The organism is Enterobacter sp. PL1 (assembly GCF_945957325.1).
Taxonomy (GTDB): domain Bacteria; phylum Pseudomonadota; class Gammaproteobacteria; order Enterobacterales; family Enterobacteriaceae; genus Enterobacter; species Enterobacter roggenkampii.
The window spans coordinates 89,058-104,221 of the sequence record NZ_CAMFKT010000005.1 but is presented as its reverse complement, the minus strand read 5'-3'; the positions used below and the strand labels follow the sequence as shown (position 1 = coordinate 104,221).

Annotated in this window: 13 protein-coding genes; 7 read left to right on the top strand and 6 right to left on the bottom strand. The window is 56.9% G+C overall.

Annotated elements, in window-relative coordinates:
* Positions 1-78 precede the first annotated feature (78 nt).
* Positions 79-519 (top strand): YcgN family cysteine cluster protein, encoded by a 441-nt coding sequence (locus N6P30_RS06575; protein WP_008500509.1) that lies wholly within the window; start codon positions 79-81, stop codon positions 517-519.
* 115 nt (positions 520-634) lie between these two features.
* On the opposite strand, the gene dsbB is transcribed toward N6P30_RS06575, so the two are convergent.
* Both dsbB and nhaB read right to left on the bottom strand, forming a co-directional pair.
* Positions 635-1,165 (bottom strand): disulfide bond formation protein DsbB, encoded by a 531-nt coding sequence (gene dsbB, locus N6P30_RS06570; protein ID WP_028015880.1) that lies wholly within the window; start codon positions 1,163-1,165, stop codon positions 635-637.
* Positions 1,166-1,308: 143 nt separating this feature from the next.
* Positions 1,309-2,847 carry a Na(+)/H(+) antiporter NhaB gene (gene nhaB / locus N6P30_RS06565; RefSeq protein ID WP_023293930.1) on the bottom strand — a complete coding sequence of 513 codons (1,539 nt, stop codon included), beginning with the start codon at positions 2,845-2,847 and terminating at the stop codon, positions 1,309-1,311.
* A 201-nt stretch (positions 2,848-3,048) separates the two neighbouring features.
* Here nhaB and fadR point away from each other — a divergent pair, with 201 nt between their 5' ends.
* Positions 3,049-3,768 carry a fatty acid metabolism transcriptional regulator FadR gene (gene fadR, locus N6P30_RS06560; protein ID WP_008500512.1) on the top strand — a complete coding sequence of 240 codons (720 nt, stop codon included), beginning with the start codon at positions 3,049-3,051 and terminating at the stop codon, positions 3,766-3,768.
* Between the two features lie 116 nt (positions 3,769-3,884).
* Here the strand turns inward: fadR and N6P30_RS06555 are convergent, their stop codons facing one another.
* Positions 3,885-5,417 (bottom strand): SpoVR family protein, encoded by a 1,533-nt coding sequence (locus N6P30_RS06555; protein WP_023293929.1) that lies wholly within the window; start codon positions 5,415-5,417, stop codon positions 3,885-3,887.
* A 321-nt stretch (positions 5,418-5,738) separates the two neighbouring features.
* On the opposite strand from N6P30_RS06555, the gene N6P30_RS06550 reads away from it, so the two are divergent.
* Both N6P30_RS06550 and dadX read left to right on the top strand, forming a co-directional pair.
* Positions 5,739-7,037 (top strand): D-amino acid dehydrogenase, encoded by a 1,299-nt coding sequence (locus tag N6P30_RS06550; protein WP_008500514.1) that lies wholly within the window; start codon positions 5,739-5,741, stop codon positions 7,035-7,037.
* A 9-nt stretch (positions 7,038-7,046) separates the two neighbouring features.
* Complete coding sequence (gene dadX, locus N6P30_RS06545) at positions 7,047-8,117, top strand: catabolic alanine racemase DadX (RefSeq protein WP_023293928.1); 1,071 nt, start codon at positions 7,047-7,049, stop codon at positions 8,115-8,117.
* A gap of 95 nt (positions 8,118-8,212) precedes the next feature.
* Here dadX and N6P30_RS06540 read toward each other — a convergent pair whose 3' ends face one another.
* Both N6P30_RS06540 and ldcA read right to left on the bottom strand, forming a co-directional pair.
* On the bottom strand, positions 8,213-9,946 hold the full coding sequence (locus tag N6P30_RS06540; protein WP_021240401.1) for a potassium/proton antiporter: 1,734 nt from the start codon (positions 9,944-9,946) through the stop codon (positions 8,213-8,215).
* A 97-nt stretch (positions 9,947-10,043) separates the two neighbouring features.
* Positions 10,044-10,958 carry a muramoyltetrapeptide carboxypeptidase gene (ldcA, locus tag N6P30_RS06535; RefSeq protein WP_023293927.1) on the bottom strand — a complete coding sequence of 305 codons (915 nt, stop codon included), beginning with the start codon at positions 10,956-10,958 and terminating at the stop codon, positions 10,044-10,046.
* A gap of 107 nt (positions 10,959-11,065) precedes the next feature.
* On the opposite strand from ldcA, the gene emtA reads away from it, so the two are divergent.
* Positions 11,066-11,677 carry a membrane-bound lytic murein transglycosylase EmtA gene (gene emtA / locus N6P30_RS06530; protein WP_008502664.1) on the top strand — a complete coding sequence of 204 codons (612 nt, stop codon included), beginning with the start codon at positions 11,066-11,068 and terminating at the stop codon, positions 11,675-11,677.
* A 39-nt stretch (positions 11,678-11,716) separates the two neighbouring features.
* Here the strand turns inward: emtA and N6P30_RS06525 are convergent, their stop codons facing one another.
* Positions 11,717-12,448, bottom strand: coding sequence for a flagellar brake protein (locus tag N6P30_RS06525; RefSeq protein ID WP_008502663.1), 732 nt, complete (start codon positions 12,446-12,448; stop codon positions 11,717-11,719).
* A 208-nt stretch (positions 12,449-12,656) separates the two neighbouring features.
* On the opposite strand from N6P30_RS06525, the gene N6P30_RS06520 reads away from it, so the two are divergent.
* Positions 12,657-12,911, top strand: coding sequence for a GlsB/YeaQ/YmgE family stress response membrane protein (locus N6P30_RS06520; protein ID WP_023293926.1), 255 nt, complete (start codon positions 12,657-12,659; stop codon positions 12,909-12,911).
* Positions 12,912-13,023: 112 nt separating this feature from the next.
* On the top strand, positions 13,024-15,126 hold the full coding sequence (locus N6P30_RS06515; protein ID WP_023293925.1) for a TonB-dependent siderophore receptor: 2,103 nt from the start codon (positions 13,024-13,026) through the stop codon (positions 15,124-15,126).
* The last annotated feature ends 38 nt before the right edge of the window (positions 15,127-15,164 follow it).

The window sequence follows — 15,164 nt, the reverse complement described above, 5'->3', positions numbered from 1 at the left end:
TGAAAAGGGCGGCAAAACTTGCAACGACGTGCCAGACTCGTTATAAGGTGCGCTTTCTTTTGACGTGTGGACATCCTGATGAACGACATCCCTTTCTGGCAAAGCAAAACTCTCGACGACATGACCGACGCGGAATGGGAATCCTTATGCGACGGCTGTGGTCAGTGCTGCCTGCACAAGCTGATGGATGAAGACACGGACGAAATCTACTTCACCAACGTGGCCTGCAAGCAGCTGAACATCAAAACCTGCCAGTGCCGCAACTACGAGCGCCGCTTCGAGTTCGAGCCAGACTGCATTAAATTAACCCGTGAGAATCTGCCCACCTTTGAATGGCTGCCGCATACCTGCGCGTATCGCCTGCTGGCGGAGGGGAAAGGTCTGCCTGACTGGCACCCCCTGCTGACCGGTTCAAAAGCGGCGATGCACGGCGAACGTATCTCCGTGCGCCACATTGCGGTAAAAGAGTCCGAGGTGCGGGACTGGGAAGATCACATCATGAACCACCCGACCCGTTGAGATTAAAAAACCCGCCAAAGCGGGTTTTTTATTGTGCGCTGTTGTGTCTGGTGGCGCTGCGCTTACCCGACCTACAACACCGTAGGCCCGCGCAAGCGAAGCGCCGCCGGGCGAATTAGCGCCCGAACAAATCGCGCTTCTTCGGTTTGAACGGCTGAGCGATCAACACCAACAGCGCCACGACGAAGTAGGCGGCAAAAATGCCCACCAGCCACTGCGGCATCTCCAGCGTCAGGAATTCCCACTGGCGAACGGAGCAGTCACCGGAGGCAACGAACACCTGCGGCAGCCATTTGTCCAGCGGCAGCCAGCTCGGGAAGCGGGCGGCAAAATCGCAGGTCATAAACGGTGACGGATGCAGCTGCATCATCGTGTGCTGCCAGGAGAGTTCAATGCCTTTCCAGGCGCTGTAGAGCCAGATTGCGATCCCGGCATAGCGAAGCGGCGACTTCGGCGCAATCGCGCCGACCAGGCCAGCCCCCATAATGCCGAACAGCGCGCAGCGTTCGTAAATACAGAGCACGCATGGTTTGAGTCCCATTACGTGCTGGAACCACAGCGCGACCATTTCCAGCGCAAAGGCGGTCAGGGCCATTAACAACCACGCTCCGCGACCGCGGGAGCACTGGTTTAAAAATCTCAACATAATCATTTCCCTGGAACATGCTTAGAAAGCGCAGTGTAAACGAATTCGTTTTTCGCGCCACCTGTACCTGGCGAAATAAAACGTAATTGGATGTTTATCGTGCGAAAAGGCAAACGGGCAGCGAACTGCCCGAGTTGCAGAGTTTACTGCGCCGCAAGTATACCCGCTTGTATCAACCATTGCGTACAGGGAATAAGGGTAATTTTGACGCAAAGCAATCCCACGATCGTAAGCACCAGCGTATAGGGCAGGGCCATCCAGACCATTCTTCCATAAGAAAGACGTATGAGTGGCGCAAGGGCGGAGGTCAGCAGGAACAGGAAGGCGGCCTGGCCATTGGGTGTCGCCACCGACGGCAGGTTGGTACCGGTGTTGATCGCCACGGCCAGCAGTTCAAACTGTCCGGCGCTGATCACGCCTTGCTCCATCGCGGTCTTAGCCTCGTTAATGTAAACCGTCCCGACAAAGACGTTATCTGAGATTGACGAGAGCAGGCCGTTAAACAGGTAAAACAGCGACAGCTGAGCATCCGGTGATGCCCGTAAGACAAAGGCAATAATCGGCGCGAACAGGTGCTGGTCGATTATCACCGCCACGACCGCAAAGAACACCGCCAGCAGGGCGGTAAACGGCAGCGCTTCGGTGAAGGCTTTGCCGATGGCATGCTCATCCGTCACGCCGGTAAAGGTCGTGGCGAGAATAATCACGGACAGACCAATCAGCCCCACTTCAGCAAGATGGAACGCCAGCGCGGCGATAAGCCAGACGCCGATGATCCCCTGTGCAATCAGGCGCAGCGTCTCCTGGCGCGTCCGCTGGCGTCGGCTCTGCAGATCGAATTTATGCAGCTCCTGACGTACCGGCTCCGGGAGTTGTGCCCCGTAACCAAAGAGGCGAAACTTCTCCACCAGCAAACAGGTCGCCAGACCGCAGATCAGCACCGGCACGCTCACCGGGGCCATTCTCAGGAAGAAATCACCGAAGTGCCAGCCCGCCGCTTTCGCAATGATCAGGTTTTGCGGCTCGCCCACCATCGTCATCACGCCCCCCAGTGCGGTACCGACGCCGGCATGCATCATCAGGCTGCGCAGGAAGGCGCGAAACTGCTCAAGTACCTCACGGTTATGCGCATCGACATGGCTGTCATCCTGCAGATCCTCACCCGGACGAGAGGAGGCCACGCGGTGATAAATACCGTAAAACCCCACCGCGACGCTTATCACCACCGCGACGACCGTCAGCGCGTCCAGGAAGGCTGACAGGAAGGCCGCCGCAAGGCAAAACGCCAGCGAGAGAACCATTTTCGACGGAATGCTGAGCAGCAGGCGCGTAAAGATAAACAGCAGCAGCTGTTTCATAAAGTAGATGCCCGCCACCATAAACATCAGCAGCAGAAGCACTTCAAGATTGGATGCCAGCTCTGCTTTGACATGCTCGGCAGAGGTCATGCCAATCACTACCGCTTCAAACGCCAGCAATCCGCCCGGCAACAGGGGATAGCATTTCAGCGCCATCGCCAGGGTGAAGATAAACTCCGCGACCAGCAGCCACCCGGCAACGAACGGGTTCACGTAAAAGAGGAGAGGGTTAACGACCAGGAACACCAGCAGTATCAGTTTGTACCAGTCAGGAGACTGGCCTAAAAAATTGCGCCACAGAGCGCGCCCAAAAGAAATTTCCACGACAGACGTCCTTCCCCGTCAAGTAAGACAAAACATCAGTATACGCAAAATTCACGGTCCAGACGCGGATAAGACCGCATTGTAAATTTCATAAAAATGAAACGGCGATCCCTCTTTTCTCTCTTTGCCGCGCTACCTGCCACTGCACGCCTCTGGTATGATGAGTCCAATTTGCTAAAGCTGTGTAATGGAAATCTCACTATGGTCATTAAGGCGCAGAGCCCGGCGGGTTTCGCGGAAGAGTACATCATTGAAAGCATCTGGAATAATCGTTTCCCTGCGGGGTCCATTCTTCCGGCTGAACGCGAACTCTCTGAACTGATTGGCGTCACTCGCACCACGCTGCGTGAAGTGCTTCAGCGACTGGCGCGCGATGGCTGGTTGACGATCCAGCACGGCAAGCCAACAAAAGTGAACAACTTCTGGGAAACCTCCGGGCTGAACATTCTTGAAACGCTGGCGCGTCTCGATCATGAAAGCGTGCCGCAGCTCATTGATAATCTGCTCTCCGTTCGCACCAACATCGCGACGATCTTTATTCGTACGGCTTTCCGCCAGCATCCGGAAGATGCGCTTGCGGTGCTGGCCAGTGCCAACGAGGTGGAAGATCACGCCGACGCGTTCGCCACCCTCGATTACAACGTCTTCCGTGGCCTGGCGTTTGCCTCCGGCAACCCGGTGTACGGTCTGATCCTCAACGGTATGAAGGGACTCTACACCCGCATTGGCCGCCACTACTTTGCCAATCCCGAAGCCCGCAGCCTGGCGCTGGGCTTTTACCATAAGCTGAGCAAGCTGTGCTCCGAAGGTCTGCACGATCAGGTGTATGAGACGGTGCGCCGCTACGGTCACGATTCCGGTGAAATCTGGCACCGTATGCAGAAAACGCTGCCGGGTGATTTGGCGATTCAGAGCCGCTGAAATAAAAAACCTCTCGTGTGAGAGGTTTTTTTTCGTCGGGTGGCGGCTGCGCCTTACCCGACCTACGGGTCTTGTAGGCCCGGTAAGCGTAGCGCCACCGGGCAAAAAAGGCTGGACTAAAGCGTATTCAACCGCGCCGGGCAGCGTTCAAGCAGCTCGACGCTCCCGTCTTCATTCTGCTGCTCCAGCTGCACGTCAAAGCCCCACAGGCGATGCACGTGCTTCAGCACCTCTTTACGCCCTTTATCCAGCGGCGCGCGATTGTGCGGGATATAGCGCAGCGTCAGGGAGCGGTCACCGCGTAAATCCACGTTCCAGACCTGGATATTTGGTTCAAGGTTGCTCAGGTTGTACTGGGAAGAGAGGCGAGAGCGGATCTCACGGTAACCCTCCTCGTTGTGGATTGCGGAGATCTCCAGATAGTTGTTGCGGTCGTCGTCCAGCACGGTGAAGAAGCGGAAGTCACGCATGATCTTCGGCGACATAAACTGGCTGATGAAGCTCTCATCCTTAAAGTCGCGCATCGCAAAGTGCAGCGTTTCCAGCCAGTCAGATCCGGCGATATCCGGGAACCAGTATTTGTCTTCTTCCGTCGGCGACTGACAGATACGCTTAATGTCCTGGAACATGGCGAAGCCAAGGGCATACGGGTTAATCCCGCTGTACCACGGGCTGTTATAGGGCGGCTGGAACACCACGTTGGTATGGCTGTGGAGGAACTCCATCATAAACCGCTCGGTGACTTTCCCCTCGTCGTACAGGTGGTTGAGGATGGTGTAGTGCCAGAAGGTCGCCCAGCCTTCGTTCATCACCTGCGTCTGTTTTTGCGGGTAGAAATACTGGCTCACCTTGCGCACGATGCGCAGGATCTCACGCTGCCACGGCTCCAGCAGCGGGGCGTTCTTCTCCATAAAATAGAGCAGGTTTTCCTGTGGCTCGGACGGATAACGCCGCGCTTCGGCGATCGTTTTTTCTTCCTCACGCTTCGGCAGGGTGCGCCACAGCATGTTCACCTGGCTTTGCAGATACTCTTCGCGGCTTTTCTGCCGGGCCTTCTCCTCCTGCAGGGAGATTTTCTGCGGGCGTTTGTAGCGGTCAACGCCGTAGTTCATCAGCGCGTGACAGGAGTCGAGCAGTTTTTCCACTTCGTCCACGCCGTAGCGTTCTTCGCAGTCGGTAATGTATTTACGGGCGAAGATCAGGTAATCGACGATGGAGCTGGCATCCGTCCAGCTGCGGAACAGATAGTTATTCTTGAAAAAGGAGTTATGCCCGTAGCAGGCGTGCGCCATCACCAGCGCCTGCATGGTAATGGTGTTCTCTTCCATTAAATAGGCGATACACGGATTGGAGTTGATGACGATCTCATACGCCAGACCCTGCTGCCCGTGCTTATACAGCCGCTCCGTTTCGATAAATTTCTTACCAAACGACCAGTGCGGATAGTTAATCGGCATCCCGACGCTGGAGTAGGCGTCCATCATCTGTTCGGACGTAATGACTTCAATCTGATGGGGATAGGTATCCAGGCGATACAGTTTTGCAACCCGGTCGATTTCGGCGAGGTAAACATCCAGCAGCTCGAAGGTCCAGTCGGGTCCATCGCTCAGACGTGTGTTGTCCTTGTTCAGGGAATCAATAGTAGCCATTAGCGCGCCCTCGTTGTGGGTGCTCTCTCTGTCTGGAGAGCCTCCTTTCAAGCATAGATCAACGTGTTAAAAAGCGTGCTGGGGCAGAAATTTTTTCTTTGCGATTTCGCGTTTTTGATACGGCAAAAAAACGGTGTCTCTCAGCATTTTATGCTGGTTAAAAATAACGCGCAGCAGGAGATCCCAAATTAGCACTATCCCCTGATGCTGGGGGATGTGTGAGGTAAGTCACCATAAAAAAGTCGTATGTTGAATAATATTTTCAACTAGGTTATCAATCTGTAATTAGAAGATTGTTCTTTTGCACATAATGGAGTGGCTATGCGTGTTGTCATACTGGGAAGTGGTGTCGTTGGGGTAACCAGCGCCTGGTATTTAAGTCAGGCGGGACATGACGTCACCGTTATCGATCGTGAGTCAGGCCCCGCGCTGGAAACCAGCGCGGCGAACGCCGGGCAAATCTCTCCGGGCTATGCGGCACCGTGGGCAGCACCGGGCGTTCCGCTGAAAGCGATTAAATGGATGTTCCAGCGCCACGCGCCGCTGGCCATCAGCCTTGACGGCACGCAGTTCCAGCTGAAGTGGATGTGGCAGATGCTGCGCAACTGCGACACACGCCACTACATGGAGAATAAAGGGCGCATGGTGCGGCTGGCGGAATACAGCCGCGACTGTCTGAAAGCGTTGCGCGCCTCAACCGGGATTGAGTACGAAGGCCGTCAGGGCGGAACGCTCCAACTGTTCCGCACTGAACAACAGTATGAAAACGCTACCCGCGATATCGCCGTGCTGGAAGATGCTGGCGTACCGTACCAGCTGCTGGAAGCCAGCCAGCTTGGTCAGGTTGAACCTGCGCTGGCGGAAGTGGCGCATAAGCTGACGGGCGGCCTGCGCCTGCCGAATGACGAAACCGGCGACTGCCAGCTCTTTACGCAGCGTCTGGCGCAGATGTGCGAGCAGGCAGGGGTGAAATTCCGGTACAACACCTCTGTCGACAAGCTGCTGTCGGAAGGGGAAAAAATTTACGGCGTGAAGTGTGGCGAAGAGGTGATCAAAGCGGATGCCTACGTCATGGCGTTTGGTTCGTACTCCACCGCCATGCTGAAAGGCATTCTCGATATTCCGGTCTACCCGCTAAAAGGCTACTCGCTGACCATTCCGGTAAAAGAGGAGAGCGGCGCACCGGTTTCTACCATTCTGGATGAAACCTACAAAATCGCCATTACCCGCTTCGATAACCGCATCCGCGTAGGCGGCATGGCGGAGATTGTCGGCTTCAACACCGAACTGCTGAAACCGCGTCGTGAAACGCTGGAGATGGTGGTAGGGGACCTCTTCCCGCGCGGTGGCTTTGTCGAGCAGGCGACCTTCTGGACCGGCCTGCGTCCGATGACGCCGGACGGCACGCCGATTGTCGGGCGCACGCCGTTCAAAAACCTGTGGACCAATACCGGACACGGTACGCTTGGCTGGACGATGGCCTGCGGCTCCGGGCAGCTGCTGAGCGACCTGATTTCCGGACGCACGCCGGCCATTCCGTTTGACGATCTCAGTGTCGCGCGCTATCAATCGGGGTTTACGCCGTCGCGTCCACAGCACCTGCACGGCGCACATAACTAAGGAGTTGTCATGTCCCGTCCTGTTCTGGCTCAGCTGAACCTGCAGGCCCTGAAGGATAACCTGCAGATTGTTCGCCGGGCGGCACCTGGCGCACGCGTGTGGTCGGTGGTGAAAGCGAATGCCTACGGCCACGGCATTGACCGTATCTGGAGCGCGCTGAGCGCCACCGATGGCTTTGCGTTACTCAATCTGGAAGAGGCCATTCTGCTGCGCGAGCGCGGCTGGAAAGGGCCCATACTGCTGCTGGAGGGCTTCTTCCACGCCGACGATCTGCCGCTGCTGGATAAGTACCGGCTGACCACCAGCGTTCATAGCAACTGGCAGATCAAAGCGATTCAGGATGCGAAGCTCCACGCGCCGCTGGATATCTATCTCAAGGTCAACAGCGGCATGAACCGCCTGGGCTTCCAGCCTGAGCGGGTGCATACGGTCTGGCAGCAGCTGCGCGGCCTGAAGAACGTGGGTGAAATGACGCTGATGGCACACTTTGCCGACGCGGAAAAACCGGACGGTATCGCCGATGCCATGGTCCGCATTGAGCAGGCGGCAGAAGGGCTGGACTGCCCGCGCTCGCTGTCCAACTCGGCGGCCACGCTGTGGCATCCCGAGGCGCATTACAACTGGGTGCGTCCGGGGATCGTTCTGTACGGCGCGTCGCCCTCGGGCCAGTGGCAGGATATCGCCAACAGCGGCCTGAAGCCGGTTATGACCCTGCGCAGCGAAATCATTGGTGTGCAGACCCTGAAAGCTGGCGACACGGTGGGCTACGGTAGCCGCTATCGGGCAAAGGGCGAGCAGCGGATTGGTATCGTGGCGGGCGGCTATGCCGACGGCTACCCGCGCATTGCGCCGACCGGTACGCCTGTGTGGGTAGATGGAGTCCGCACGGGAACGGTAGGCACCGTATCAATGGATATGCTGGCCGTTGACCTGACGCCATGCCCGCAGGCGGGTATCGGTTCGCCGGTCGAGCTGTGGGGTAACGAAATCAAAATTGATGACGTGGCGGCCGCGGCGGGCACGGTAGGGTATGAACTGATGTGTGCCCTGGCACCGAGGGTGCCGGTTGTGACGGTGTAACGTATGTTCGCCGGGTGGCGCTAACGCTTACCCGGCCTACGTTCGAGGGTTTTGTAGGCCGGGTAAGGCTAAGCCCCCACCCGGCAAAAAAACCGCTACTCCGCTTCCTCTTCCATCGGCCTCAAACCGACTTTCCTTACCGCGTTATCTTCTTTCTCTGCTACCGTCCAGATCATCCCGGCAAACTCTACCTGATCGCCCACGACTGGGGCTGCGCCAAGCCGCTGCTGGATGATTTCGCCCAGCGTTTGCTGGCTATCTCCGTCTTCAGCACCTTCATCCAGGCCGTAAATCAGCGCCACATCGGCAAACCTGGCGCTGGCTTCCAGAATAAAATCGCCGAAGAAACGCTGGTCCAGCGCCACCGGCGGCGACTGGCTGAAGAGCTTGCCCAGCGCGGGCAGGTCGCGTTCGCGGCCAATCACGCACAGAATATCCCCTTCGCGCAGGCGGGTGCTGCCGGTAGGGTGCAACAGGACATTGTCGCGGAACAGGGCGGCAATGCGCGTTTCGGCCGGCATGTGCAAATCGCGCAGCGAAGCGCCCACGCACCATTTGTCGGCGCTCAGCTGATAGACGAACTGCTCCCACGGGTTTTCCGGATGAATGTCGAGCCCAACGCGGGAAACCGGCCAGCCCACGGGAGGGACCACGACTTTGGCTTTTTTCGCCGCCCACCCGAGGGACGTTCCCTGGAACAGCAGCGAAATCAGCACCACGAAGAAAGCCACGTTAAAGAACAGCCGGGCGTTATCCAGACCGGCCATCATCGGAAAGACCGCAAGAATAATCGGAACCGCGCCGCGCAGACCCACCCAGCTGATAAAGACGCGCTCGCGCAGGTTGAAGCCGCGAAACGGCAGCAGGCCAGCAAATACCGACAGCGGACGGGCGAAGAAGATCATCCACGCAGACAGCAGCAGCGCCGGAACGGCGATGGGCAGCAGGTCCGATGGGGTAACCAGAAGACCGAGCACCAGGAACATGCCGATCTGCGCCAGCCATGCCAGGCCGTCGAAGTTCTGCAAAATGGCATGGCGGTTGCGAATAGGGCGGTTGCCCATCAGGAACCCGCAGAGGTAGACGGCGAGAATGCCGCTGCCGTCCAGCGCCGTGGTAACGGCAAAAATGAGAATGCCGCCGCTCAAGGCCAGCAGCGGGTAAAGCCCCGCGGGCAGCGAGATGCGGTTGATCATCTGCTGCAAGAGGTATCCCCCCGCCAGGCCAATAACAATCCCCAGCCCGAACTGCTGCAGGATATGCCACGCAAACATCCAGCTGAGCCCCGTCTCGTGCTGCTGGATCATCTCAATCAGCGTGATGGTGAGAAACACCGCCATCGGGTCGTTGCTGCCGGATTCAATCTCAAGCGTGGAGCCAACGCGTTCGTTAAGCCCTTTTCCGCCGAGCAGGGAAAACACCGCAGCCGCATCGGTTGAGCCCACGATGGCGCCTATCAGCAACCCTTCCATGATATTGAGATGGAAAAGCCACGCGGCCATCATTCCGGTGAGGCCGGAGGTAATCAACACGCCGACCGTCGCGAGCGACAGCGCGGGGCCTAAGGCCACGCGGAAGGAGCTCGCCTGGGTGCGCATGCCGCCGTCCAGCAGGATCACCGCCAGCGCCAGGTTACTCACCATGTAGGCGAAAGGGTAGTTATCGAAAGGGATACCGCCAATGCCATCAATGCCGGCCAGCATGCCGATGGCGAGGAAAATAACAAGAATAGGTATGCCGAGACGCGATGAAAATGAACTTAATAAAATACTGCTGGTTACAAGGACCGAACCCAGAATGAAAAGGCTGATTATCGCTGCGGCATCCAATGTTCTCTTACTCCCACCTCAATGTTAACGCTGTTACTAAAACCCTAACATATTAACGACGGCAACAGCGTTTTATTAAGGGGGTATAACGGCTTTTTTATGCCTTTATGACAGGATGGCCGCTGATGGTCAGCCGGGAGCCGGAATCATTATGGAGCAGGGAGGCGTGCGCCCCCAGCGCCAGGGTCACGGTGCGCTGCTCATGACCGAAGTCCAGACCGGCGATCACCGGAATATCCAGCCGCGAGCGAATGAACTCAACCATGGTTTCCAGGGAGTAACCCGCGTCATAGTCATTCGGCTCAGAGCCGCTGAAGCTGCCCAGCACAATCGCGGACTGGCGCTCAAGAATACCGGCATGATAGAGCTGCAACAGCATGCGTTCGACGCGGAACGGATGTTCGTTGATATCTTCCAGCACCAGAATGCCGTTTTCAATGTTCGGCATCCACGGGGTGCCGATGAGCGAAACCAGCATCGCCAGGTTACCGCCCCAGAGCTGACCTTCGCATTCCCAGTGCGGTCCATTCCCCTGCCACTCCACGCTGTAGGTGGGATTACGCAGCGCGCGCCAGAAATGTTCCACGGTGAACGCTTCCAGCTCCGGCGCGCCGAAGTTACCGGCCAGCATCGGGCCGCTGAAGGTGATGACGTTATGCAGCGCCAGCAGCCCAAGCTGGATGACGGTGAAATCGCTGTGGCCGCATATCAGCAGCGGATCCTGCTGCTGACGCTGCGCCAGGCCCTGCCAGTCAATGCTCTCCAGCAGCCGGCTCGCGCCATATCCGCCGCGCACCGCCAGCACTATCCGGTTTTCACCCTTCAGGTTCACCAGACTGTTGATATCATTCAGCCGCTGCGCTTCGGTACCGGCAAAACGCTGCTGGCGGCGGGGGATAATCGTCTGATTTTCTACCTGGTGGCCCGATTCCAGCAAACGCTGAACGCCCCGCTGCGCCGCGTCCTGGTTAATGCAGTAGCCCGACGGCGCGATGAGATGAATCTGAGACATGGCAATTCCTTGCTGAATGAGAAACTAATTGTCTATATCATGCCGCGTATACGCCGCCTGCTTCAAGGGGCGGCGCACCGCGATGACCGGCTATAAGGATAGATGACGTGAAATTGAGATGGTTTGCTTTTTTGATTGTGTTGCTCGCTGGCTGTAGTTCAAAACATGATTATCAAAACCCGCCCTGGAACCCGGAAGTGCCGGTGAAGCGGGCGATGCAGTGGATGCCGATCAGTGAACAAGCCGGGAAAGCCTGGGGCGTCAGTCCGCGCCTCATCACGGCGATCATTGCGGTGGAGTCCGGCGGTAACCCCACGCTTGTCAGCAAGTCGAACGCGGTGGGGCTGATGCAGCTTAAAGCGTCAACGGCGGGGAGAGAGGTATACCGCTACATGGGCTGGAGCGGCCAGCCGTCGACCAGCGAGCTGAAGAACCCGGAGCGCAACATTTCAATGGGCACGGCCTATCTGAGCATCATGGAGCATGGCGTGCTGAAGGGGATTCAGGATCCGGAGGTCATGCAGTACGCGCTGGTGGTGTCTTACGTTAACGGCGCCGGCGCGTTGCTGAGAACCTTCTCCTCTGACCGCAAAGAGGCGATAGAAGAGATTAACGGCATGGACAAAGACGAATTCTTTGAGCATGTGGTGAAAAATCACCCGGCACCACAGGCGCCTCGTTATATCTGGAAAGTGCAGAAAGCGATGGATGCCATGTAATGCCGCAGACGGGCGGCGGTCACGCTGCCCGATGTTTTTTTACAGAACTTTATTTGCGCGTTCGCGCGCCTCCCGCTCCAGGGAGTAGATAATGCGCTGCAGTTCGCGCTCAGCGCCAGGTCCGACGTTGAGGAAACGGAAGCTCAGACGCGGCGTGGTGATCGTTTCATTTTTGCTGTCCACGACGGTGCGTTCGCTGATGGCAATCAGCTGTGCATCGAAATAAAAGCGCCCCCAGCCCCCCATATCCAGCTCGATTTGCGTGAACCGCATGCCCTCTACCAGTCCGTCAGGCTTCGGCGTATCCATCAGCGCGCCCATACCGCCCAGCGACAGATCGAAGAGACGGAAGCGAATCTCTTTTTTGTCCGGCATTTTGGCCTTGCAGAAGTAGGCAGGGTGAAGCGGGGCGCTGATGCGGAAATATTCACGGCGCTGGACAAACCAAAGATTAGTGGGAAGCGGGGTCACAAAGGCCGGCAGCCCCTGGTATTCGCTCAGTTCCAGTCGCGACAGGACAAACTCCACTTTGGCGCCCTGCGTTTCGGCCATCACCGCGATATTCTCCGCCTTCAGCGCCGCGCGGTTTTCATACTCCTGACTGCCTAAATCAATCACCAGCCGCTCCTGCGAAGCGTCAAGGATCTTACTGATGAACTGATTATTCGACCAGCTGATGCGCAGCGGCACTTCACCTTTTTGCAGGTCGCGTAATACCCCTAATACAGCCAGCGGATTTTGCTTGAGGAACTGCTCACTGTAATGACTCACGCCGGATGGCTCCTTGATAGATGACAGACTGTCTTAGCGTTATCGGCAATCTGCAATGAAACTTAATACAAACCGGTGAGTTTTTTTTGCCTGTTCAGGCAAAGATAAGTCGGTGACAAGAAAATGATTTTCCGGCGATGACCTATACTTAAGTTAGCTGTGCAGAAGGTTTTCTGCACATGCGTTAAACCTGCAAGAGGGCATCGCTATGGGTATCATCGCCTGGATTATCTTTGGTCTTATTGCTGGCGCTATCGCGAAATTGATCATGCCGGGAAACGATGGCGGCGGCTTTATTTTGACCTGCGTACTCGGGGTCGTTGGTGCGGTTGTGGGCGGCTGGCTGGCGACGATGTTTGGCTTCGGAGGCAACATAAGTGGTTTTGACCTGCACAGTTTTCTGGTCGCTGTCGTGGGCGCCATTGTGGTGCTGGGCGTATTCAGGTTACTGCGACGAGCATAAGATAACGTAAACGGCTCTCTGCGGAGGGCCGTTTTTTTACCTGAGTATTGATTTGTTAATGTAAATGATAATAATTGTCGTTCCGTATTGCATCTAACAACAAGACGACATTATGACTCCCTCTCGTTTTACGCTTTGCGCTCTGGCAGGCGCCATCACGCTCGCACTGCACGCTCCGGCATTCGCCGAAGAATCCACTATCGTCGTCACGGGCGCAGAGCAGGGCAGCGCGCTGCCGGCCTGGACGAACAGCGCCACGAAATCGGCCGTAGCTGAAAGTAAAACGCCGCAGGTCATCACGACCCTCTCTGCGCCGGAAATTGACAAGCGCCATGCGAATTCCGTGAATGAAATCCTCCGCTATGCGCCGGGCGTTTCAACCGAAGTGCGGGGAAACACCTCCTACATGAGCGAATATAAAATCCGTGGCTTTACCGTCGACCAGGAGTTCTACAACGGGCTGCAGTTACCCTATAACGTCACCGGCAATACCAAAGCGCGCATCGATCCGCTGTTGATTGACAGCGTTGATATCCTGAAAGGCCCCTCATCGGTTCTCTACGGCGGCGGCTCGCCGGGCGGGCTGGTGAATATCCAGAGTAAAAAGCCGCAGCGGGAAGCGCGAACCGAATTCGGTTTTAACACCGGCAACCGCAACCTGAAAGAGGGCTATCTCGACTCAACCGGGCAGATTGCCAACAGCGACTGGAACTACCGCCTGCTGGGTAAAGCGACGGAAAATGACGATCAGCCGCACACCACCCGGTATGAAAACTACCTGGTTGCCCCGTCCGTCACCTGGCAACCCGACAGCAAAACCCGCCTCACCCTGGATGCGCTGGCGCAGAACTCCCCGAGCCTGACGCCGTCTAACCCGCTTCCGATCGCCTACCTGCGCTCGACATACGCGGGCAAGCGCGATTACGCCAGTGATGAGTGGAGCGGGTTTAAGCAGCGTCAGTGGATGCTGGGCTACAGCTTTGAGCATGAGTTTGACAGCGGCTGGGGCTTTAACCAGAAGGCGCGCTATTTCGACGTCGACACGCACCAGCGCAGCGTCTATGCAACGGGCACGGGAAGCGAGGTTTATCAGCTCAACCGTTTTGCCTACACCACCGATGAAGATCTGCAGAGCTTCAACATCGATAACCAGGTCACTAAAACCGTGGCGCTGGGCGACTGGCAACACCATCTGCTGGCCGGGTTTGACTATCAGAAGCTGAACTCCCATTTCCACTACCGTTACGCGTCGACCACGCCGGGCATGGATATGCGTCATCCTGACTATTCGCAAATCAGCGAAAGCGCATTAGGGCTGTATACCGCCCAGAAAAACCGTCTGAGCTATCAGCAGAACGGCTATTACCTGCAGGATCAGGTGGAGTTTGGCGGGTTAAATCTGCTGGCCAGCCTGCGTTACGATGATTATCGCTCCGTCACCACCAATTATCTGCAAAACGGTGATAAGGCCTGGGTATCGCAGGATCGCGTCACCAAACGTCTGGGCGCGCTTTACGCCTTTGATAACGGGATTTCGCCGTTTATCAGCTATTCCGAAGGTTTTGCGCCGGTGTCGCCGCAGGGCACGCTCGTGGCGAAAGACGTCAAACCGACCACCAGCAAGCAGGTGGAAGGTGGGGTAAAATATCTGCTGGCGGATTACGCCACCACCTTTACCGCCTCGGTGTTTAACATCCGCCAGAAAAATGTCGTTACCTCCGATCCGGGCTTCCTGAACTATCGTCAGACCGGGGAAGTGGAATCCAAAGGGGCGGAACTGTCAGCCATCAGTCGCCCGACGGACAACCTGACGCTGATTGCGAACTATGCCTACACCCACGCGATCAACACGGAAGATGACAAGTACAAAGGTAAACGTCCAACGCAGGTGCCGGAGAATGCCTTCAACCTTTGGGGGGATTACACCTTTGAAAACACGCCGCTGAAAGGGCTGATGCTGGGCGCGGGCGCACGCTACACCGGGCCAATGGAAATCTCACCGGCTAACGATGCGGGTAAACTGGGGGGCAGCACGCAGTACGATTTGTCGGCATCCTACCGGATGGGTGAAATTCTGCCTTCGCTGGCAGGGCTAACGCTTAAAGCCAGCGCGCAGAACATCACCAACAAAGAGACGCTGACCTGCTACGACGCGACCAACTGCTGGATTGGGCGGGACAGAACGTATCAGCTTGGGGCAAGTTACAGTTTCTGAACAAGGCCCTGTGAGGGCAAAAAGTAGGCCGGGTAAGG